Origin of the sequence: Bacillus sp. REN3, from assembly GCF_017912555.1 — a bacterium.
Taxonomy (GTDB): domain Bacteria; phylum Bacillota; class Bacilli; order Bacillales; family Cytobacillaceae; genus Mesobacillus.
This window is the reverse complement of the sequence record NZ_JAERSD010000001.1, coordinates 270,362-292,116: the sequence shown is the minus strand read 5'-3', so window position 1 is coordinate 292,116 and position 21,755 is coordinate 270,362. Positions and strand designations below refer to the sequence as shown.

The 21,755-nt window shown below is 47.3% G+C and carries 23 protein-coding genes; 2 read left to right on the top strand and 21 right to left on the bottom strand.

The annotated features are described in order from the left end of the window. Window positions 1-19: 19 nt before the first annotated feature. From JJQ88_RS01420 to JJQ88_RS01405, 4 genes are all read right to left on the bottom strand, one after another. Window positions 20-814 carry an ABC transporter ATP-binding protein gene (locus JJQ88_RS01420; RefSeq protein ID WP_210363942.1) on the bottom strand — a complete coding sequence of 265 codons (795 nt, stop codon included), beginning with the start codon at window positions 812-814 and terminating at the stop codon, window positions 20-22. Continuing rightward, window positions 789-1,820: an ABC transporter permease gene (locus JJQ88_RS01415; RefSeq protein WP_210363941.1), complete on the bottom strand. Its 1,032-nt coding sequence runs from the start codon at window positions 1,818-1,820 to the stop codon at window positions 789-791. The genes JJQ88_RS01420 and JJQ88_RS01415 overlap by 26 nt, the downstream gene beginning before the upstream one ends. Before the next feature lie 18 nt (window positions 1,821-1,838). Next, entirely contained in the window at window positions 1,839-2,837 is a 999-nt protein-coding gene (locus tag JJQ88_RS01410; RefSeq protein ID WP_210363940.1) for an ABC transporter substrate-binding protein, read from the bottom strand. Window positions 2,838-3,161: 324 nt separating this feature from the next. Next, window positions 3,162-4,109 (bottom strand): NAD(P)H-dependent flavin oxidoreductase, encoded by a 948-nt coding sequence (locus JJQ88_RS01405; RefSeq protein ID WP_210363939.1) that lies wholly within the window; start codon window positions 4,107-4,109, stop codon window positions 3,162-3,164. Window positions 4,110-4,198: 89 nt separating this feature from the next. Between JJQ88_RS01405 and JJQ88_RS01400 the strand changes: the two genes are divergently transcribed. Beyond that, complete coding sequence (locus JJQ88_RS01400) at window positions 4,199-4,717, top strand: gamma carbonic anhydrase family protein (RefSeq protein WP_210363938.1); 519 nt, start codon at window positions 4,199-4,201, stop codon at window positions 4,715-4,717. A 164-nt stretch (window positions 4,718-4,881) separates the two neighbouring features. On the opposite strand, the gene JJQ88_RS01395 is transcribed toward JJQ88_RS01400, so the two are convergent. The 14 genes from JJQ88_RS01395 to JJQ88_RS01330 form a co-directional block, all read right to left on the bottom strand. Continuing rightward, the gene (locus JJQ88_RS01395; protein ID WP_210363974.1) at window positions 4,882-5,562 is read right to left on the bottom strand and encodes an NAD(P)H-dependent oxidoreductase; all 681 of its coding nucleotides are present in this window, start codon (window positions 5,560-5,562) and stop codon (window positions 4,882-4,884) included. Between the two features lie 235 nt (window positions 5,563-5,797). Then, window positions 5,798-6,673, bottom strand: coding sequence for a phenylacetic acid degradation operon negative regulatory protein PaaX (paaX, locus tag JJQ88_RS01390; RefSeq protein ID WP_210363937.1), 876 nt, complete (start codon window positions 6,671-6,673; stop codon window positions 5,798-5,800). Between the two features lie 137 nt (window positions 6,674-6,810). Continuing rightward, the gene (locus tag JJQ88_RS01385; RefSeq protein WP_210363936.1) at window positions 6,811-7,587 is read right to left on the bottom strand and encodes an enoyl-CoA hydratase-related protein; all 777 of its coding nucleotides are present in this window, start codon (window positions 7,585-7,587) and stop codon (window positions 6,811-6,813) included. Window positions 7,588-7,591: 4 nt separating this feature from the next. Next, the gene (gene pcaF / locus JJQ88_RS01380; RefSeq protein ID WP_210363935.1) at window positions 7,592-8,800 is read right to left on the bottom strand and encodes a 3-oxoadipyl-CoA thiolase; all 1,209 of its coding nucleotides are present in this window, start codon (window positions 8,798-8,800) and stop codon (window positions 7,592-7,594) included. Between the two features lie 14 nt (window positions 8,801-8,814). Then, a complete protein-coding gene (locus JJQ88_RS01375; RefSeq protein ID WP_210363973.1) occupies window positions 8,815-9,693 on the bottom strand; it encodes a 3-hydroxyacyl-CoA dehydrogenase in 879 nt (292 codons plus the stop codon). A gap of 63 nt (window positions 9,694-9,756) precedes the next feature. Further along, entirely contained in the window at window positions 9,757-11,274 is a 1,518-nt protein-coding gene (locus JJQ88_RS01370) for an aldehyde dehydrogenase family protein (RefSeq protein ID WP_210363934.1), read from the bottom strand. 39 nt (window positions 11,275-11,313) lie between these two features. Next, window positions 11,314-12,087 carry an enoyl-CoA hydratase-related protein gene (locus tag JJQ88_RS01365; RefSeq protein ID WP_210363933.1) on the bottom strand — a complete coding sequence of 258 codons (774 nt, stop codon included), beginning with the start codon at window positions 12,085-12,087 and terminating at the stop codon, window positions 11,314-11,316. A 14-nt stretch (window positions 12,088-12,101) separates the two neighbouring features. Further along, window positions 12,102-12,881, bottom strand: coding sequence for an enoyl-CoA hydratase-related protein (locus tag JJQ88_RS01360; protein ID WP_210363932.1), 780 nt, complete (start codon window positions 12,879-12,881; stop codon window positions 12,102-12,104). Then, a complete protein-coding gene (locus JJQ88_RS01355) occupies window positions 12,874-13,182 on the bottom strand; it encodes an EthD family reductase (RefSeq protein WP_210363931.1) in 309 nt (102 codons plus the stop codon). The genes JJQ88_RS01360 and JJQ88_RS01355 overlap by 8 nt, the downstream gene beginning before the upstream one ends. A 36-nt stretch (window positions 13,183-13,218) precedes the next feature. Continuing rightward, on the bottom strand, window positions 13,219-13,701 hold the full coding sequence (paaD, locus tag JJQ88_RS01350; protein ID WP_210363930.1) for a 1,2-phenylacetyl-CoA epoxidase subunit PaaD: 483 nt from the start codon (window positions 13,699-13,701) through the stop codon (window positions 13,219-13,221). Window positions 13,702-13,707: 6 nt separating this feature from the next. Beyond that, the gene (gene paaC, locus JJQ88_RS01345; RefSeq protein WP_246860843.1) at window positions 13,708-14,526 is read right to left on the bottom strand and encodes a 1,2-phenylacetyl-CoA epoxidase subunit PaaC; all 819 of its coding nucleotides are present in this window, start codon (window positions 14,524-14,526) and stop codon (window positions 13,708-13,710) included. Then, a complete protein-coding gene (gene paaB / locus JJQ88_RS01340; RefSeq protein WP_210363929.1) occupies window positions 14,523-14,870 on the bottom strand; it encodes a 1,2-phenylacetyl-CoA epoxidase subunit PaaB in 348 nt (115 codons plus the stop codon). Before paaB ends, paaC begins: the two co-directional genes overlap by 4 nt. Before the next feature lie 105 nt (window positions 14,871-14,975). Continuing rightward, entirely contained in the window at window positions 14,976-15,935 is a 960-nt protein-coding gene (gene paaA, locus JJQ88_RS01335) for a 1,2-phenylacetyl-CoA epoxidase subunit PaaA (RefSeq protein WP_210363928.1), read from the bottom strand. A gap of 13 nt (window positions 15,936-15,948) precedes the next feature. Continuing rightward, window positions 15,949-17,274 (bottom strand): phenylacetate--CoA ligase family protein, encoded by a 1,326-nt coding sequence (locus tag JJQ88_RS01330; protein WP_210363927.1) that lies wholly within the window; start codon window positions 17,272-17,274, stop codon window positions 15,949-15,951. A 1,002-nt stretch (window positions 17,275-18,276) separates the two neighbouring features. Between JJQ88_RS01330 and JJQ88_RS01325 the strand changes: the two genes are divergently transcribed. Beyond that, window positions 18,277-18,783: a hypothetical protein gene (locus JJQ88_RS01325; protein WP_210363926.1), complete on the top strand. Its 507-nt coding sequence runs from the start codon at window positions 18,277-18,279 to the stop codon at window positions 18,781-18,783. A gap of 78 nt (window positions 18,784-18,861) precedes the next feature. Here JJQ88_RS01325 and JJQ88_RS01320 read toward each other — a convergent pair whose 3' ends face one another. From JJQ88_RS01320 to JJQ88_RS01310, 3 genes are all read right to left on the bottom strand, one after another. After that, window positions 18,862-19,536 (bottom strand): hypothetical protein, encoded by a 675-nt coding sequence (locus JJQ88_RS01320; RefSeq protein ID WP_210363925.1) that lies wholly within the window; start codon window positions 19,534-19,536, stop codon window positions 18,862-18,864. Between the two features lie 452 nt (window positions 19,537-19,988). Beyond that, complete coding sequence (glnA, locus tag JJQ88_RS01315; RefSeq protein ID WP_210363924.1) at window positions 19,989-21,326, bottom strand: type I glutamate--ammonia ligase; 1,338 nt, start codon at window positions 21,324-21,326, stop codon at window positions 19,989-19,991. Between the two features lie 20 nt (window positions 21,327-21,346). Continuing rightward, the gene (locus JJQ88_RS01310; RefSeq protein WP_210363923.1) at window positions 21,347-21,751 is read right to left on the bottom strand and encodes a MerR family transcriptional regulator; all 405 of its coding nucleotides are present in this window, start codon (window positions 21,749-21,751) and stop codon (window positions 21,347-21,349) included. Between the last annotated feature and the right edge of the window lie 4 nt (window positions 21,752-21,755).

Here is a 21,755-nt window from a genome sequence, read left to right as displayed (position 1 = left end):
AATACTGGTTAATCCTTTTTTAGCTGAGAAGAGCCCGGTCGTTTGCCATCTTCGTTCCTCGGATACGCTGGAATTCGTTTAGCAAGTCCTCGATCGCCAGTTTTTCTTTTTGTTCTTCATCCACTTCAAAAATGATCTGTCCTTTGTCCATCATGATCAGCCTATTGCCAAGATCAAGTGCCTGCTGCATATTATGGGTAACCATCAGAGTCGTCAACTGATACTTGCTGACAATCTCCTTCGTCAGTTGTGTGATCAGTTCCGCCCTTGAAGGGTCGAGGGCAGCTGTATGCTCATCAAGAAGAAGGATGGAAGGCTCTGTAAAGGTTGCCATCAGCAGCGACAGCGCCTGGCGTTCCCCGCCGGAGAGCAGGCCGACTTTTGCGTTCAACCTGTTTTCAAGCCCTAAATGCAGGGATTCCAGCACCTCTTTGAAAAGTTCGCGCCGTTTTTTTGTCACCCCGCGCGCAAGTGTCCTGCGCTTGTTCCTTGAATAGGCGATAGCCAGGTTTTCCTCGATGGTCATACTAGGAGCCGTACCTGCCATCGGATCCTGGAAGACGCGTCCGATCATTTTCGAACGATTGTATTCCGACATATACGTAACATCTTTTCCATCGAGTGATACATGGCCATGATCCGGCAGCAGCACACCGGAAATGATGTTCATGAGCGTTGATTTTCCTGCCCCATTGCTGCCAATGACGGTAACAAAATCTCCTGGTTCCAATGTGAGATTGATATTATCCAGGGCGATTTTTTCGTCGGGTGTCCCCTCATTGAAGACTTTATGAATCTGATTTAAGTGCAGCACCAGCCTCACCCTTTCTTTCTGCAGCTACAGGAACGACCTGCAGATTTTCAAGCTGTCTTTTAACCTTCCGCTTTTTCTCTTTGTAGCTGTCGATCATTTTTGGCGTCGTCAAGGCGAGAATGACGATCACTGCCGTAATCAGCTTCATGTCACCCGGTTCGAGGAATTCCACCCTTAATGCCATCGTCACGACAATTCGATAAATGATCGATCCGCCAATGACAGCGAGTGTCGTCCGAGCGATGGTTTTTGTTCCAAACAGCGCTTCGCCGATAATAACTGATGCAAGGCCAATGATAATCATCCCGATGCCCATGCCAACATCGGCGAATCCTCCCTGTTGGGCAATCAATGCCCCGGAAAAAGCCACCATCGAATTCGAGATGCCAAGTCCCAAAATGATCATCAGGTTCGTGTTTGATGAAAAACTGCGGATCATCCGCTTGTTATCACCGGTAGCTCTTATCGCCAAGCCAACTTCTGTCTTCAGGAACGCATCCGTGATGAATTTAATGGCAAAGGTCACAATCAGCATGAATAATAGGATCCCCCACGTTCTTGGCAGGCTGTCTCCAAGCCCTACAGCTGCCAAAACCCCGTTCAGGAAAGAATCAATGCCAGTGCTTTCAAAGAAATCCCTTACAGCGGTCATCGCCGTTTCAGTGTTTAGGAGAGGCACATTTGATTTTCCCATGATCCTGAGGTTGATTGAATACAATGCAATCATCATCAGGATTCCAGACAAAAGGGCGTTTACCTTTCCTACAGTATGGATAACCCCTGTCAGACAGCCGGCGGCAAAGCCGGCGGCAAGGGCGACCGCTGTTGCCATGAATGGATTGGAACCATTCACGATCATAATCGATGCGACCGCTGCTCCTGTCACGAAACTGCCGTCCACAGTCAGATCCGGAAAATCGAGAACCCGAAAGGATAAGTATACGCCAAGAGCCATGATTGCATATATGATTCCTGACTCAAATGCTCCGAATATTGCAGTAAACAAGATGAATCATCCTTTCTATTATTCTTCGTAAAACTCTGCGTTTTCTCCCCATTCTTCCTTCACTTCAACCCCTTGAGCTTCTGCAGCTTTTTTGTTGATTGTCAGTGTTAAAGAATCCGGAAGCTCCACAGGAATATCCGCTGGCTTCTTTTTGCCTGATAAGATTTCCGCAGCCATCAATCCTGACTGGTAGCCGATATCATAATAGTTGAAGCCGCTTGCTGCTACTGCACCGCGTTTCATTGAATCCAGCTCTCCGACGAACAGCGGGATCTTCTTGCCGTTTGCGACTGAAATGACGGATTCCAGCGCTGACACGACAGTGTTGTCTGTTGGGACATAAATCGCATCAACACGGCCAACCAATGATTCAGCAGCCTGCTTGACCTCCGCAGAAGTAGAGATGGACGCTTTCACGACTTTTGCGCCATTTTCTTCAGCCAATTTCTGTACTTCTTTCAGCTGGACTTCAGAGTTTTGCTCTCCAGCATTGTAGATCACACCAATTTTCTTGGCGCCGACTTCCTTCGCCATGAATTCGATAGTCTTCTTGGTTGCATCCGGGTGGTTATCGGTTGTACCAGTGATGTTTTCACCAGGCTTGTCAAATGATTCAACGAGCCCCGCACCAACCGGGTCCGTCACAGAGGTAAAAACAATCGGGATATCCTTTGTAGCATTCAATGCTGCAACAGCGCTTGGTGTGGCATTGGCAAAAATCAAATCCACTTTGTCACCGACAAAGTTATTGGCAATGGATGCCGTGTTGTTCATGTCTGCCTGGGCATTCTGGAAGTCATACTTAACGTTCTTCCCTTCCTTGAATCCTTTATCCTCAAGCGCTTTTTTGAATCCGTCTGTGGCTGCATCAAGTGATGGATGCTCCGCAAATTGGGTGAGGCCAATTTTGTATGTTTTTTTTGCAGCGGCATCGGTTGATTCTTCCTTGCCTCCGCAGCCGGCCAGCAACAGGGCACCGGCTAGGGCTAAAGATAGTGCTTTCACTGATTTTTTCATATAGATCCCCCTTGTTTTTTTATAACCGGCTCAACAATCTTCGAAGAAACAGCCGGGCCGAACAACTTTTGAAAACGTTTACAAATGTATGATATTTCCTATTAACACCGTAAATATAACGTTATATTACCATCAGCCTATTATAGTGTCAATAATATTCCGAAAATTTAGTATGTTGAGATATTGAGAGTTCTTTCTCTGGCAGGTACCGAGGAATCGATGGCAGCCTTTTTGTTTTAGCCCCTGCCCAACGCCATCGGCTGGTAACCGAATTGTTCCCTGAGGTTCAAAAAAGCATGCTCCCTAAAGGAACATGCCCAATTTCTATATTAATCTTGCCGCAGTCTCCAAGCGTTCTTCTGCCTCTTGCACCATGCGCTCCAATAGCTCCTGGACGGAAGGAACATCTGCAATCAACCCTGAAATTTGCCCGCCATTCATGAATCCCTTGTCTTCACTTCCCTCAAGCGCTCCCTTGCGGTGCAGGTCTTCTGAAGTCAATTCGGCAAATTCGTCTAATGTGATTCCCTGTTTTTCTGCTGCAAGCAGCTTTTCTGCGTAACGAGTATTCAGCAGCCTGCGGATCCTGCCAACAGACCGGCCGACAACCACTGTACCATGATCGGATGCCTGAAGCAATTTTTGTTTATATACTTCATGGAAAGGGGCTTCCCGGGTAGCGATGAACCGAGTTCCCATCTGGACCCCTGACGCTCCTAATGCGAGCATTGCTGCAAGACCTTTGCCATCCCCGATTCCTCCCGCAGCCGCGACAGGGATGCTGACATGGCTGATGATTTGCGGGATGAGCGCAAGTGTTGTTGTTTCGAGGTTCGAGTTGATGCCAGCTGCCTCATATCCCTCAGCAACAAGAACATCCGCTCCGGCAGCCTCTGCTTTTTTCGCCTGCTTGACAGAGGCGACGACCGCAATCACTTTGACCCCTGCTTCATGCAACTGAGGGATGAAGGGAGCCGGATTCCCTGCAGACAGTGTGACGACAGGGACTCCATGCTTCACAGCCAGCTTAAGTATACCAATAGCGTCAGGCGAAACACTTAATGCCACATTCACTGAAAAAGGCTTCTTGGTCCTCGCTTTCGTTTCAACGATTATTTTCTCGACTTCTTCAACTGCCATCGTTCCGGCACCGATCGTCCCCAGCCCCCCAGCTTCCGATACGGCGGCAGTCAGTTCTGCATTGCTGATATTCCCCATCCCTCCCTGGATGATGGGATACTTTATGCCAAGAATTGATGTTATTCCATTCACAAAAATTCCCCCTTCGTTAAATTAATGTTATACTAATTTTAATTTTAAGACAATTAAGAAATGCATCAGAAGAGAAGGAGTGAACTTATTTGAAACTTTCGTATTTGGATAAAAAGCCTGTTGTGGATCAGACAGTTTTCCAGGCTCCTGGCAGTTATATCATTGGGGATGTGAAAATCGGGAAACATTCCAGTGTATGGTTCAACGCGGTTTTACGCGGCGATGAGGATACGATCACCATTGGGGATCGCTGCAGCATCCAGGATAATGTCACATGCCATCTTTATGAAGGCTCTCCGCTCGTGATCGAAGACGAGGTGACCGTTGGCCATAATGCGATCCTTCACGGCTGCACGATCCGGAAAAGATGCATTATCGGAATGGGCTCCACGATTCTTGATGGAGCTGAAATTGGCGAGGAATGCATTATTGGCGCCAATACGCTGATTCCTGCAGGCAAGAAAATCCCGCCTCGTTCGCTTGTTGTCGGCGCTCCAGGGAAAGTTCTCAGGGAAATTGGCGGGAAAGATCTCGAGTTGATCCAGCTGTCGATCGATACATACGTACAGAAGGGCAAAGAATACCGAGGGCAATTAAAACAACTTTAGCACAACGGTTGCCGGAACACATCTCTCTTCACAGTGGATCCCCTACTCTGGTGTTTGGGCTCTGCTGGCCGCCAGTTTTCACTGGCAGACCCATTCGGCTTCCTATCTGTGCAAATGCCCCCAATATAAAAAGGAAGAGTGTTCAGCTCTTCCTTTGCCTGTTTCTAAACCCACTTCACGACATCTTCGTATGGACGGCGCGTTTTTTTATTCGGCTCTTTCGCGCGGTAACCAAAGGCTGCCATTACAGAGATCCCGAAATGCCCATCCTCTAATAAACCTTCCTCTGCCAGCAACTGATTCATTTGTTCCCTGTTGAAGCCTTCGATAGGACATGAATCGACACCAATCTGGGCAGCGACTGTCATCATGTTGGCGAGCGCAATATACGTTTGCTTGCTTGCCCAATCAAACAGCGGGCGATCCCCATCCAGGAGATCAAAATCCGTCTTTTGGAACTCCTCGATCCTTTTAAGGTAGTTTTCCATGAATTCGGCCGGCATCTGTTTCTTATTTTTGAAATGATCCTGCAAATAGGCTGAATCATATTTCGTATCCAGTTTCGTCCTTGCCAGTATAACAACAAAATGGCTTGCTTCTGGAAGCTTGCCATAGGCTCCCCATGCCGTGTTCTTGATTTTTTCCCTAAGTCCTTCGCTCTGTACTACAAGGAACCTCCATGGCTCAAAGCCGAACGAACTTGGCGAAAGTCTGGCCGCTTCAAGGATAAAACGGAAATCATCCTCGGGAATTTTCTTTTCAGGATTGAACTCCTTTGTTGCATGCCTGAAATAGAAAGCATCGATGATTTCTTTTTTCAAAGTCTCCTTTTCGCCCACACCCATCTCTCCTTTTGTTTTCGTTTCTCTCACCCTACCATAATCTCCTCTGTATTTCACGCATCTTATATTGGCTCAATCCCGGCTGTCCTTCAAAATGCGATTCCTGTTCTCCGCATTTGCGGCTTTACATTGAAAGGCTGGACAAGGAAAAATGAAAGTTCGATTAGAAAGAGGAGTGCATCCCCTTTCAAGTTCAAAACAGCCAAGAAACAAGGTGGCTGTCCGTGCCACCCTGCTTTTACTCCAGGATATATGGATGGTCCATGACATCATAATTGACGTCTTTGTTCTTCAGTTCATTGCCTTCCTTGAATACTGATTCGAAGAAGCGGGACGCCGGCTCTGCCAGCTCCTTGTAATATTCACTGAAAAGCGATGCTGCATGGCTGCCGAGCCATTTTTCCGGAAGCAGTTCTTCGGGAAGGCCTGGATCGACAAACAGGAATTTCCGGTATTCATGCACAAGCTTAGTCCGTTCGACAAAGCATTCAGCATCCGACATGCTCCCCTTTAGGATCTTGTTTTTATCTATGATGTACTTCTGGCTATATTCGCTGATGAAGTCCTGGTATTTCAAATTTATTTCCTTGAGGTCCCAGCTTTTTTCCACCAGCCTTCTGTTCTCATGGGGACCCTTGTATTCGGCTATGAAGAAATCGACATATTGTTCGATATCATATTTTTCGATCAGGTCCTGCACCTGCCGTTCAAGATTGTTGGCAGAAATCCAAAAGCTGTTGGACATAGAGCCGAAACCGCTCCAGATCAATTCCTTGCGCAGTTCGTCCCTGACATTCCGGATTTCCTCCGGAATCGAGTACATGAGGATCCGCCATTTGCCATCCCACTTTTCCGGCTTCAATTTAAAAATCCTCTTACCGGCTTCGTCGATCCGTTTCTGGCCTCGCGGAGTCAGCGAATAGTAGCTCTTGTTGCCGACTTTTTCTGCCTGTACCCAGCCCTGTTTGTTCATCCTGGATATGGCCGCCCTGACCGACTGGTCATTATGGCCGAATTCGTTCAGCAGACGAATCAGGCTTCCAATCCAGATTTTGCTTCCATAGTGGGAAATATAGTCGCCATACAATGTGAAAATCATTGATCTTGTATTCAAGGTGTTGTCATCCTCATTCAATATTATTGAACGGAAATAAACCGTTATAGAATAGTTTACAATATTATCACTATTTTGCATAAGTAAATTGCTTTCATGAGAAAATCCATAGGAAACAGCTCCTATGGATTCCCATTTTATTCAGCTGTGAATACAGGCTTTCGTTTTTCGCTGAAAGCATTCAATGCCTCAACGCGGTCCTTTGTCGGGATCGTTACTTCATATGCTTTCGATTCGATTGCAAGCCCCGTGTTCAAATCGGTGCTGCTGCCATGCTGGATGGCGTACTTTGCCTGTCTGACCGCAATCGGGGCGTTCTGGAGGATCTCTTCTGCCAGTCTGATGCTTGTTGGCATGACTTCCTCTTTCGCTGCGACTGCTGTCAGGATTCCCAGGTCGAATGCTGTTTCTGAGTTGATTTTCCTCGCTGTCAGGATGAGTTCCTTCGCCTTCATCTCGCCAATCAGTCTTGTGAGGCGCTGTGTACCTCCAGCGCCTGGAATGATTCCCCAGCTGACTTCTGTCATTCCCATCATGGCGCCCTCGGCTGCGATCTTAAAATCACAGGCAAGCATCAATTCAAAGCCTCCCCCGAAGGCAAAGCCATTGACAGCAGCGACCGTAGGCTGTGGCAATTCAGCAATCGCACTGAAAACATCCCTGATTTTCTTGACGTTGCGCCTGACCTCCGCCTCACTCAAGTATTTGCGTTCCTTCAAGTCTGCTCCAGCGCTGAATGCTTTTTCCCCTTCTCCAGTAAAAATCACTACCCTGGCATCAGGATCGGTATGGAGACTCCCAACAGTTTCGCCGAGCTCACAAAGGGTTTGATAATTGAAGCAATTCAGGGAGTCTGGCCGGTTGATTGTAATATATGCAATATGACCCTGTTTCTCGAATTTGATATATTCCATTGCTCTAATTCTCCCTTATATTTTCGATGATGGTCGCGATTCCCTGGCCAACACCGACACACATTGTCGCGAGTCCGTACCTTGACTCGCGTTTTTTCATTTCATGCAAAAGGGTTGTCAGGATCCTGGCTCCGCTGGCTCCAAGTGGATGCCCAAATGCGATTGCGCCGCCATTGACATTGACTTTTGATTGATCGAGCCCCAGCTCCTGGATGCATCCCAGCGATTGCGCCGCAAACGCTTCGTTCAATTCGACCAAGTCCATATCTTCTACTGACAGGCCAGCTCTTTTCAACGCTTTTTGAACTGCATATACAGGACCCATTCCCATGATCGATGGTTCCAGCCCGGCAGTCGCGGAAACGATATACTTTGCGAGCGGCCTCAGTCCAAGCTCTTCTGCTTTTTCACGGCTCATCAGAAGGAGCGCTGACGCTCCATCGTTCACTCCGGATGCATTGCCAGCGGTGACCGTACCATCCTTGAACAGCGGCTTGAGTTTGGCCAATTTTTCAACAGTCGTTCCTGGACGCGGATGCTCATCGGTATCGACAACAACCTTGTTACCTTTTTTATCTTCATATATGACGGGAATGATTTCTTTTTCAAATCTGCCGGATTCCATTGCCTTTTGGGCACGGAGTTGGCTTTCAGCCGAGAATTCATCCTGGGCGTTTCTGCTGATGCCGTATTTTTTGGCGACATTCTCGGCCGTTTCCGGCATGCTGTCCGTGCCATACATTTCCTCGAGCTTCTCGTTGATGAAACGCCAGCCGATTGTCGTATCGAACATTTGCATATTGCCTCGCGGGAACTCTTTCTCTGGCTTGGCCATGACCAACGGAGCCCTTGTCATGGATTCTGTGCCGCCAGCAATGAAAATATCTCCTTCCCCTGCCATGATGGCCCTTGCTGCGTAATTAACCGCATCTAGTCCCGATCCGCAAAGACGGTTGACCGTTGTCCCAGCAACCTCTACGGGTAGGCCAGCAAGGAGACCTGACATCCTGGCAACGTTGCGGTTATCTTCCCCTGCCTGATTCGCGTTCCCAAAGACAACTTCCTCTATCTGCCCGGGTGATACGTCTGGATTCCGTTCGACTAGTGCCTTAATGACAATCGCGCCTAAATCGTCAGGCCTGATATGCCTCAAGCTGCCATTATACCTTCCAATCGGCGTCCTGACCGCATCGATGATCACTGCTTCTCTCATGGTCCTTCTCCCTTCTACTTTGTTGCCGCTGCAGTTTCCGCTGTTTGTCTGTAGTCATAGACCCCTCGGCCCGTTTTCCTTCCGAGGCGCCCTGCTTTTACATACTTCTCGAGAAGCGGTGCCGGGCGATATTTTTCGCCAAGCTTTTCGTGAAGATATTTTAAATTGTTAAGCCGGGTATCAAGACCGACAAGGTCACCAAGCTCGAACGGGCCCATTGGATAGTTAAGCCCCAGCTTGATTGCTTTATCGATTTCTTCAGCTGTACCGACACCTTCCTGCAGCATATAAAATGCTTCATTCCCGACTAGCGCACTGATCCTGCTTGTCACAAAGCCAGGAAACTCATTGACGGTGACCGTTTCCTTCCCCATTCGGATTGCTGCCTGCTCGATTGCTTTGGCCGTTTCATCGCTTGTTTCCAGACCGCGGATAATTTCGACAAGCGGCATTTTATGGACAGGGTTGAAAAAATGCATGGCAATGACCTTCTCTGGCCTTTTTGTGAATGACGCAATTTCGGTCGGGCTCATGGTCGACGTGTTCGTAGCGAACAGGCAATGGGCTGGCGCTTGCTGATCGATGGCCTCGAAAATCTTTTTCTTTATTTCTAATTTTTCCGGTACTGCTTCAATGATTAAATCCGCGTTTTCCGCTTCCAAAGCGAGATCAGATGAATAGTTCAGCCTTTCTTTGGCCGACTCGATCTCCTCCTGGCTGATTTTGCCCCTTGCCATTCCTTTATCGAACGTGCTGTTGATTTCCTGTTCAGCATTCACGAGCTGCTCTTTCGAGACATCGATCAATACAGTATCGAAGCCCCCTAGACAGCTGACATAAGCAATCCCTCGGCCCATGACTCCGGAACCGATCACGACAAGTTTCCTCATTATAATGTCCTCCTTTTAAAACATGAAAGGCGAGCACCCGCAATAATGAGGGCTCGCCACGTTTTTTTAAAGATTAAACGGGTTCAGCGGGCGGTTGCCATAATATGACACAATGCTCTTCGTTTCTGTATAGAGATCGAGTGTTTCGATACTGAGCTCACGTCCGAATCCTGACTGTTTATAGCCGCCGAACGGAGTTCCCGGGAATGCGGAGAACGGGCAATTGACCATGACGATTCCAGCCTGGATCTGCTTCGAAACCCGTGTTGCACGTCCGTAATCCTTCGTCCAGATTGCCGAACCGAGGCCATACTCACTGTCGTTCGCAAGCTTGACAGCTTCTTTTTCATCGCTGAACTTCATGACGACGACAACCGGACCGAAGATTTCTTCCCTGACCGCCTTCATGCTATGGTTTGTTTCGGCGATGATTGTCGGCTCATACCAGCAGCCATTCTCGAAACCTTCAGGTTTGGCTGTCTTTCCTCCAGTCAACACCTGCGCTCCATCTTCCCGGGCCGATTGAACATACCCATCGATGACATCCAGCTGATCCTGGCTAATGACAGCACCGACATGTGTCTCCTTGTCGAAAGGATCCCCAAGCTTTAGCTGCTTTGTTTTTGCAACGAATTTTTCAAGGAATTCATCATAAATATTCTCGTGGACATAGATCCTGGAACGGGCTTCACATGATTGCCCGGTATTATAGAAAATCCCGAATAGAGATCCGTCTACCGCTGCATCAATGTCAGCATCCTCGAAAACTAGGCTAGGTGACTTTCCGCCAAGCTCGAGCGTCACTCGCTTCAGTGTTTGCGAAGCTCTTGCCATGATATCCTTGCCAATTGGCGTCGATCCAGTGAAAGCAACCTTGTCCACCTTCTCATGCTCTACCAGATAATTCCCGATTACGGAACCGGAACCTGGAATGACGTTTACTACCCCTTCAGGAACTCCTGCCTCGATGCAGATTTCCCCCAGGACAATCGCGGTCAACGGTGTCAGCGATGCAGGTTTTACAACGATGGAACAGCCTGTGGCAATGGCAGGGGCGATCTTCCAGGCTGCCATCATCAGCGGATAGTTCCAGGGTATGATTTGTGCGCAGACACCAACAGGTTCTTTTTCAGTGATATTCTGGAATGCCCCCGGCAAGCTATTGACAGCTCCTCGGTGGCTGACAATCGCTCCGGCATAAAACTCAAAATCTTCTATTGCCTGCATGACCTGTCCCTGTGCAGCAGCAAGTGACTTTCCGGTATCGAGAATCTCTAATTCTACCAGTTCATTAAAACGGGACCTCATGATGGAAGCAATCTTGTTCAGTGTACGTGACCGTTTGTTAACCGGAAAATGGCGCCATTTTCCGAAGTCAAATGCATTCCTTGCTGCCTGAACGGCCATTTCCGCATCTTCAATTGATGCTTTTGCCACAGTAGCGACTTCCTCGCCTGTCGCCGGGTTGAAAACCTTATAGGTCTCACCATTGGCACTATCCTGGCGTGCTCCGTTAATGATCAGCTGATATGTCTCGCGTTTTACTGCCATCGGTTCGAATTTTTGTTCTTTAACTGTTGTCACGCGTAACATCTCCTTTTTTGATAGATTGATTGATTGTTATTATTCTCCCTTGAACACAGGCTTCCTTTTTTCAATGAAGGCCTTGACACCTTCTATGTGATCGGCTGTCTGGCCAGCAATCCTTTGCCCTTGTGCGTCCCTTTCCAAAAACTCAGCAAGGTCTGACTGCCAGCTCGCTTTCAGGCTTCTTTTTATCAAGCCTATTGCCTTTGTCGGCATTTTTGCTAATCTCTCGGCAAAGACAGCCACCGCTCCATCCCAGCCTTCCAATGGATAGACCTCAGTTACGAGGCCGAGTTCCTTTGCTTTTTCCGCAGGGATTTTTTCGCCAAAGACTGCCAGCTCCATCGCTTTTGCCTGCCCGATGATTCGCGGCAAATAATACAAGTTCCCCGCATCCGGGACAAGGCCGACGTGGATGAATGCTTCTACGAAGTTTGCCTTCTCGGAGGCAATCCGGAAATCGCAGGCTAATGCGAGGCTCATCCCGGCACCAGCCGCTACTCCATTCACAGCAGCAACCACTGGTTTCTCACAGCGATTAAGTTCGAGCAGCATTGGATTATACCGTTTCCTCAACACCTCGCCATGGTCCATTTCTTCCGAGACGCCAGCCAGATCTTCTCCGGAGCAGAATGCCCGCCCGGCGCCTGTTATGACCAATGCCCTGACGTTTTCATCACGGGAGGCTTTCTTGAAAGCAGCCTGAAGTTCGTTGTTCAGCTGCTCCGTGAAGGCATTCAATTTCTCGGGGCGGTTCAGGGTAATATATGCCACCTGATTCCGCACTTCATATAACACGGTTTCAAACAAAGCTATGTACCCCCTTATCTCCCTTTGAATTCAGGCCTCCGTTTTTCCTTGAAAGCCCGCATGCCTTCTTTCTGGTCTTCTGATGCAAAAAGCAAATAGAAGTTCTTGCGCTCGTATTGCATTCCTTCATATAAAGGATAATCGACAGCCTTCAAAATGGATTCCTTGATCAGCCTGACTGCAAGCGGTGCCTGGTTTGCGATGGTTGCCGCGAATTTCATTGTTTCTTCCATCAGGACCTCCTCAGAGAAAGTCGAGTTGATAACGCCGTATCGCAACGCTTCCTTAGCTGTAATCCGCTTGCCGGACATGACCCATTCCATTGCTTTCGCTTTGCCGACAAGCTTTGTCAGTCTCTGAGTTCCCCCGGCACCTGGCATGATGCCAAGATTAACCTCCGGGAAACCGAACTCGGCATTTTCGGCAGCAAACAGCATGTCACAGCAAAGTGCCAGTTCAAAGGCCCCGCCAAGGGCAAATCCGTGGATGGCCCCGATGATCGGCTTCTTGATCCACGCCAACCGGTCCCAATCAGTAAACTGGTTAAGTGTTTCAAGGCTGATCGCGTCGGCATCAAGCATCTCGTCGATATCCGCCCCTGCTGCAAATGCCCTGCCTTTGCCCGCTAGTACAATGACTTTTATTTGCTTGTCACGGTCCAATTCTTCCATGGCAGCAAGGACTTCGGAAACCATCTGTCGGTTCAGCGCATTAAGTACCTTCGGGCGATTGAGTTCAATCAGCCCAATATGATCTTTTAGTGATACCTCGATCAGTTCGTAATCCCTATTCATCCTTTTCCTCACCGATCATCAATGTGACCAGATCACCGGCAAAGCTCATCAAGTCCTTTCCGGAAGCTTTGCCTTCAGCGGATTTCATTCCAGCCTGGAGCGCTTCATGGTTGTCATAGTACATCTCACACATCAGATAATATTTGCCTTCCCCGCCCATTGGACTTCCTGTGATCCTGGTTACCTCCATCTTGCGGAGGCCGGGAATTTTTGCCGTTAGCGGTCCGTGTGTTTCAAAATAATGCTTGTCAAATGCCTCTTTGTCTTGTGGGTGCTTATAAAGCGCAATTAGTTTAACCATCTGTAACTCTCCTTTTTCGTGAAAATTTTATGGTATTCACATCATTGTCGAGACGGGCTTCATTGCCTCGAATGGATTTTTGCATGACTTGCAATATAGGATGCTGCGACAGGCTGTTGGTCCAAACAGATTTTCCATCGTCGTATAGGTCGAGCCGCAATATGGGCAATCCGCCTGCCATTCACCGGTTTCCTCAATATGCCTCGGAGGCGGGGCAATTCCAAACTCTTTCAATCTCTCTCTCCCAATCTCGGAAACCCGGTCAGAAGTCCAGGGCGGGTGGAAGATGAATTGGACATTTATCTTTCCTGCTCCTTCAATGGGTTGCAGTGCCTTGACAACATTGTTCTTGATGATGTCGAGAGCCGGGCAGCCCATAAAGGTCGGAAGCAGTTTAATCGTAATTCCTTCTGAGGTCACTTCCAGTTCTTCGAGCATCCCCAGCTCGATGATTGAGATACTGTCAATCTCGGGATCTTTGACAGACTGGAGCGCTTGCATGATCTTTTCAGTGAGCATCCTGCATCACCAGCTTGCCGCAGGATCAAGCCTATACACTTCACTCAACGTATCCAGTGCGGCAGCCAAATCTGCCGTGTGGACGCCATTCCGGCCATCTCCGCTTTCCATTTTGAATTGTTCAGGCATCTCCAGGCAGAGTGATTCAAAAACTGGTGACATCTGCTGTCGCCAGCGCGCTTCCAGTTCTTCTTCGGAAGCGATCAATCCATAACGAGCAAACTCTTCTTTTTTGTTTCCGAGGGAGAATAGCCCTTCAAGGTCAGCAAAAACAGTCTGCATTGCTGCCTCCATCCTATCCTTTGCTTCCCCGCCGGCATTCACCAGCTGAGCAAACCAGGTTTTCCAGTGCATAAGGTGATAGTACAACTCCATGTTCACCTTTACTGCCGCCTCTGCTAAAGGCAAGTATGAGGAGTTCTTAAGCGAATCGATTTTAACCTTCTTCGCCTGGGCGTAGAAATAATTTCTTACGACTGTGAATGCCCAGTCATAATGCGGTTCATCCAAATAAGTCCCCGTTCCATTGACCTTTTCAAGAAGGATTGCGTTTTTCCTGGCAGCTGATGGTCTCGCATGTGCCAGTCCATCTGGGTCCCCTTCTCCTAAATCATGAAGAAGCTGATAAAATATTGCCGCATGCCCCATTGTATCCTGGCTGATCGATGAAAACGCGACATCTTCTTCGATATGGGGAGCAAGTCCAAGCCACTCAGACCCTCTGTAAGCCAGGATGAAATCGTCATCTGCCAGCTGGAAGAGCAACTCAGCGGACGCCTTTCGATATGACTCTTCTTTCATAGCATCTTCTAGCGTATATCTCATTTTTGCAGCTTCCCTCCCCATGAAAGAATTTCTTTTTCATCAAACATTTCCTGTTCGTAATGACGCCATTTCTTTTTCAAATATCCATAACCCTTCGTATTTCGGTAATCCTTGTTGTCCAGCCGCTTCAATGTCTGGCGTTCATCCAGCGACATTTTCCTTACATCATCCCGCTTGATGACCCAAATGTCAGCAACAGGCTCCCTCCTCATGAAGTTTTCCTGTGCCATCACAAGCGCAAGCTCATGATTCGGCGCAAGCAGCGAAAACTGGTACTGCATTGGAGAAGTATCCGTCCGCTTGCTGAACACCTCAAACTCCTGATAAAAACCATTCCCCGACATCCTATCACTCCTTTACTCAGGGTGCCTTGCCACTATAAGGGCTAGGCACCCTCGCATTTCTTTTAATAAATATTGAACGGATTGGCGTGATCTTGCGGCCGCTTGCTATCCTCTTTTACCGAGAGCATCGATGACCCATTTATTGTTGGTATAGGATATCTCACGCAGCCTCAGCCGTTCTTTTGATTTTGGCCCGTTATTCTTGATGATTTGCTTGAACTTATTCCAATCAGGCTGCTGGTACTCCCACATGCCTGTTTCCTGGTTGAAATGCATCGTTTCATCCGGGATTGTCAGACCAAGAGACAGGACACGCGGGATATATTTCGTAAAGAAATCCTGGCGAAGCTCTTCGTTCGTTTTCGTCCTGATCCTGTATTTGATTGTCGTATCCTGCTTGGAGGCGCCTGTTGTCGACGCATCTCCAGGACCGAAGAACATAAGCAATGCTTCCCACCAGCGGTTTAACGAATCCTGGATCAACGTCTTTTGCTCGTCCGTCCCTTCCGCCAATGCCATGATAATGGCCTCGCCGTGCTGGGCGTGAAAAACTTCTTCCGCACAAATCCGTTTCAGCGCTCTTGCATAAGGGCCGTATGATGCGTCAAGCATATTCGTTTGGGTGATGATTGCCGCACCATCCACAAGCCAGCCGATCAGTCCAGCGTCCCCCCAGGTCCTTGCTTCCATATGGAATACATTGTGGAACTTTAAATCTCCGGTCAGCAGGTCCTGGAGGATATTCTCCCTCGATTTCCCGAGCGGCTTCATCAAATCTTCCGCCACCCGCAAGAGCAGTTGTCCGTGGCCCATCTCGTCTTGCACTTTTGCCATGATTCCAAGTTTCCTTCTTAACGATGGAGCCTTGGGCACCCATTCTTTTTCAGGGAGGGCTCCCATAATTTCACTTATCCCGTGCATCGAAATCAGCTTGATCAGGGCCATCCGGTAATCATCCGGCATCCAGTCATCCGCCGTGATCTTCTCGCCAGCTTCGATTCGTTCCATGAATTGTCCATACTTCGCTTCTTCTGTATGCTGATCAAAAGAAATAGCATTTGCCATGCTGTCAACCTCCTTAGGATTTAATCGGTTCTTTCGTCTTATCGATGATCCTGACTGCTTTTCCTTCCGAACGAGGAATCGTCTTAGGCCGGTGCACCCTTACCTCCATTGTGACCAGGCATTGGCTCTTAAGAAGCCCCTCGATTCGCTTTTCCAGAAGATAGACAGTATCGGAAATTGGATCCTCATTAATCGACCTGAAGAAGTCGTCATTCATTTCAACATGGAGTTCCAGAACCTTCAGCGTCCGTTTCCGTAATATATGAATCTGGTAATGCGGAGCGATCTCAGGAACAGGAAGGAGGCAATGCTCGATTTGCGATGGGAATACATTGACGCCATTTATGATCAGCATATCGTCAATACGTCCCTTCACTCTTGACATCCTCGCCGTCGTCCGCCCGCAGCTGCATTTCTCTCTGGTCAACGAACCAATATCTCCGGTGCGGTACCGGATTACTGGAAACGCTTCCTTCGTCAAGCTTGTGAATACAAGTTCTCCCTCTTCGCCATCCGGTACTGGCTGTTTTGTTTTCGGGTCGATCACTTCAACATAAAAATGATCTTCAGCAACATGGAGTCCAGCCTGGGCTTCATGGCATTCATTTGCGACACCTGGCCCGATCACTTCACTTAACCCGTAAATATCGCATGCCTTGATGGCAAGCTTCTCTTCCAATGTATTCCTCAATTCCTCTGACCATGGCTCAGCTCCAAATACTCCATATTTCAAGGACGTTGTCCGGGGATCAATCCCCATTTCCTCCATCGTCTCTGCAATGTTAAGAATATAAGAAGGTGTCCCGCAAATGACCTCTGGCTTGAAATCCTGAATCAGCATGATTTGCCTCTGGGTATTCCCCCCAGATACCGGAATCGTCACCATTCCCAATTTTTCTCCGCCGTAGTGGATGCCAAGGCCACCAGTAAAGAGGCCGTATCCGTATGCGTTATGGAGAACTTTCCCTGGCTCCCCGCCAGCCAATGCGATGCACCTGGCAACCAGGTCACTCCAAATGTCGATATCCCCTTTCGTATAGCCGACGACTGTCGGCTTGCCGCTTGTTCCCGAGGAAGCATGGATCCTGACCAGCTGGCTTGGGGAAACGGCGAATAGACCGAATGGATAGTTATCGCGTAAATCCTTCTTCTCGGTAAAAGGCAGCGCTTCCAAATCAGCGAGTGACTGAATCATTTCTGGTGAAATGTTGGCGTTTTCAAATTTTTCCCGATAAAATGGTACGTCCCGGGTAACTCTTTCAACCACTCTTTTCAATCGTTGTAATTGGATTTCTTCAATGAAGTCGCGGCTTTTCGTTTCAATTTCATGTAAAATCATGCATTCGACCTCCCAGCTACTTATTTTTATATAACGTTATATTACCGTAACACGATAAAAGTGTTATATATTTTAAAACAAAGATACCGTGGATATAGTGAAAAGTCAATTATTTTTTCTGAATATTTTAATACTTCCGGCTAATTTAGTGCTAAATGAGGAGTTTTTAATCCAATTATTGGATAAAAAAGGGGCTGAATGGGGTTTTAAAGGGGTTAGGTATCGCTTTTCGAAAAAATAGCCGCGGTTTCATAATGGAAAGCATGAAAGACGGCTTCATTATGGCAGCTTATTTTTTGAAAGGATCCATTGGATAATTCCTAAGAGCAGTGGGAGCCGTGGCAGGATAGGAGTTACGGAGCTGCAAAGACTGGGGGCAGATTGTCCCCAAAGTGAAATGTTATTGAAAGGGAAAGGATTGGGGGCGAAACGTGCCCTTGGGGGGTAGTGATAAGGCAAAACAGGAACGATTCAGGGCAATCGTTCCCTATTGGCTGTGATGCCCTTTTTAAAATCCCTGTTCGATATATAGAGCATGGCACTGCTTTATACTCCCCCTGCCATTCCGGACTCTGAAATGGTATTCTTAATAAAGTGACCGGTGAGCTAGTGGCTTCAATGGAACTGTCGGAAGGAGCACATTCTTATGGAATTATACATATTACCACTGTTCGAGCAGCTTCTATAGTTTAGTTTTACATGGCGGGCACCCATAATTTATTCCCTATTCCCGAAGATCGCCGAATGAACTATCTACAGGACACGATCTCTGGCAGAACAAACAGAAGCAGACGATTGTCCATTGCATGGACATAACTGGCTGAATAAGTCAAAAAACTTCTTATATGAATCAGCATAGACAATCCAGCCTAACTAAATATTAACAATGTTCCTCTATGATTTAATGGTAGAATTGATGACTTAATCAGAGGTGTGTCCAATTGAAAAGGATCTTTTCCTGTTCAGAGAATACAAAACAATGATGGAAACGGGAGGCATGGTATGTTTAAAGGCAATTCCTATATTTTAGTGTGTAGCATGCTTGTGTTTTTAATGATTGTGCTCGTCTCGGACACTGTTCTGCTGGTAAAATTGCTCCTGGCTATCATTGCAATACTTTTCCTGTTTCCTTTTTTTCGGAGGATACTATTGAAAGGCCGAATGAGGAAGGTTAAAGTTGCTTTTCTGACTTCTGTGCTGTTTGCAGCGGGATTTTATCTGGATGTTTACATCCAGAGTGGGCGTATGGATCATGTACCTGTATCTAGCTTTTTTACTGATTTTTTTCTGTTCTTGCTTATCAGCTTAATCGGAAATTTCCTGTATGGACTGCCGGTTTCAGTGCTTGCTGAATTCGTTTCCACAAAGTCCAGCAGTTGGCGTTTTTGGATCTCGGGAGGTATTCATTTAGGTTTTGGGGCGATTGTGTTGGCCCCTATTGGGTTCATTTGCTCAATTATCTTTTTCTCCCTGGATGAATTGATGAGAAAGAGGCCCGATGGAATTTAAGTTACCAGATTGTGCTATGAAGGATAAAGAAGTGAAAGATTGAAAGCCTCTCTCCACGAGAAGGGCTTTCATTACATTTTACCAGGAAAGGGTTATCCATCCTCTCCCATCCTTATAAACGGTGTATGCTTCGCCGGTTGATCCGAATTCCACGGAAACCTTTGCTCCTGTTTTCACTACAAAATCTATATTTTCCGCAACACCCGGATAATAGCCAGTTGTGTCTTCCTTCAAAAGATGAGCATGTTCTGCAGGTGCTTTAGCAACTCCTGTGCTCATGTGCATGATTGGCTTTCCATCTTTTATTACTGCGAATACATCTGAATTAGGAATACCATAAAGCTTGCTGCCATATTCCCTGACCACTCTGATTCGGTCGGCTAAATTCGGATACTTCTTTTCATCCATAACTAAATGGTATACCGACTCACCAATCGTTATGGTGTCTTCTGAAGTTCCTTCTTCATTTACTGAAACTGGATTTCCTTTTCCTAGCATAGCTTGTTCATCTGTTTTCTCAGGCAATGGATCAGAAAGATTTTCTGGTACTTCCGTGACTGCATCAGAGGTGGACAAATCAACGGGTTCAATTTGGTTCGTTTCAGTAACTTCACCCCCTTTTGCTTTCTCATTCACAGTATTAACTGGATCTTTAGTTGCCTCGGCGTGATTTTCCGAACCGTCATAGTGGAATGCACCCGCTGCCAAAAAGAAAAGTGACATAAAGATAATGACAAAATGTTTCTTTTTCAATTTCTCTTCCTCCCCTAACTGTCTATCACCTTTTAGACGATTCAGAAGAAATAAAAGTTTTATATTTCACCATAAATGTTTCATTTTTATTTCAATTATATTTCAAAATTGTATCATTTGTGTTTTTCATTAATTTGTTTTTAAAAAAGATTTTTCTAATTCGAGCATCTGATCTTCACCCCTGCTTACGGATAATATTCACTTTAATACTCTCCGGAAGGCCCCTTCCGTCCAATCTGCTCTTCTGGATTCTTAGATCGTTTACCTTATAACCCAAACGGAAAAATACAGTCTCAAGTTTACGAAAACGGAATTATGTAAAGGGCTGACTTGTTGTTTGAAAAGCCAATTCCACTCCCTGCCAGCTAATGAACTCAGGAATTGGATGGTTCCTGGATACCTGAAAAAAGCAAAAAACCCTCAATACCAATGGTATCAAGGGTTTAAGCCGATTAATACAAGTGCATGTATTGCTCTCTCTCCCAAGGATGGACTTGTGTACGAAACATATCCCATTCGATTTCCTTCGCTTCGAGGAAGTGCTCGAGGATGTGGCCGCCAAGCGCTTCGCAAATGACTTCGTCCTTCTGCAGGTGGTCAAGGGCCGCCGCGAGTGTCGGTGGAAGATCATCGATGCCTTCTTCGATTCGCTCGTTTTTGTCCATGACATAAATGTTCCGATCAACAGCTGCCGGAGGCGTCATTTTTTTCTCGATGCCGTCAAGGCCAGCCTTCAGCAATACAGCCATCGCAAGGTAAGGGTTCGCTGCCGGGTCAACGCTCCTGACTTCTACGCGGGTACTCATGCCACGCGATGTTGGGATGCGGATCAACGGTGAACGGTTTCTTGCTGACCAGGCAACATAGCAAGGGGCTTCGTAGCCTGGAACAAGTCGCTTGTACGAATTGACAGTCGGGTTCGTTACTGCCGTGAATCCAGCTGCGTGCTTGAGTGTGCCCGCGATGAACTGGTAAGCCACTTCGCTGAGTCCAAGCTTTTCATCGGATGGATCGTAGAAAGAATTCTCGCCGTTGTGGAACAATGACATATTGCAGTGCATTCCCGAACCGCTCACGCCAAACAACGGCTTTGGCATGAATGTTGCGTGAAGTCCATGCTTACGGGCGATTGTTTTAACAACAAGCTTGAAAGTCTGGATATTATCGCATGCCGTCAGGGCATCTGCATATTTAAAGTCGATTTCGTGCTGTCCTGGCGCTACCTCATGGTGGGAAGCTTCGATCTCGAAGCCCATTTCCTCTAACTCCAGCACAATGTCGCGGCGGCAGTTCTCTCCAAGGTCTGTCGGCGCGAGGTCAAAATACCCTCCATTATCATTTAGCTCAAGTGTCGGCTCTCCGTTCACATCAAGCTTGAATAAGAAGAATTCGGGTTCCGGCCCAAGGTTGAAATTTGTGAAACCCATTTCTTCCATTTGTTTCAGGATTCGCTTCAGGTTACTGCGCGGGTCGCCTTCGAATGGGGTTCCGTCCGCATTCTTGATGTCACAGATCAAACGGGCTACCTTTCCTTTTTCCGCTGTCCACGGGAAGATGACCCATGTGTCCAAATCCGGAATCAAGTACATATCTGACTCTTCAATTCGAACGAAGCCTTCGATTGAAGAACCATCGAACATCATTTTGTTATCCAGGGCTTTTTCAAGCTGGCTGATTGGGATTTCGACGTTCTTTATCGTGCCAAGGATATCGGTGAATTGCAGCCGGATAAATTTTACGTTTTCTTCTTTTGATAATCGTACAATGTCTTCCCTCGTGTACTTTGCCATCAATGATTCCTCCTAGAGTTTTAATGAAAAAACCTTGACATGTCCCCGCTGCTTGGGGATCTGTGAAAGCGGCCTGCCTGAAGAAGTTCTTTGCGCAGCAGCCTCCGCAAATCCGCATTGGAGATTTCCTGGTTCGTTTTTTCAGCTTGCTTTTTTTCAGAAGCTGAAAGCGCCGTCTGTTGCTTGACATTAAAAATTTGCTTTATTCCGGCCATGTTGACTCCCTGGTCAATCAAATCCTTGATTTCGAGGAGCCGGTCAATGTCGTTCAAGGAAAAAAGTCGCTTATTGCCTTCGGTTCTTGCCGGAGAAATCAACTCATGCTCCTCATAATAACGAATTTGCCTCGCGGTCAAATCGGTAAGCTGCATGACAATGCCGATACTGAAAAGCGGCATATTCCGGCGAATTTCACTTCCGCCCATTTGA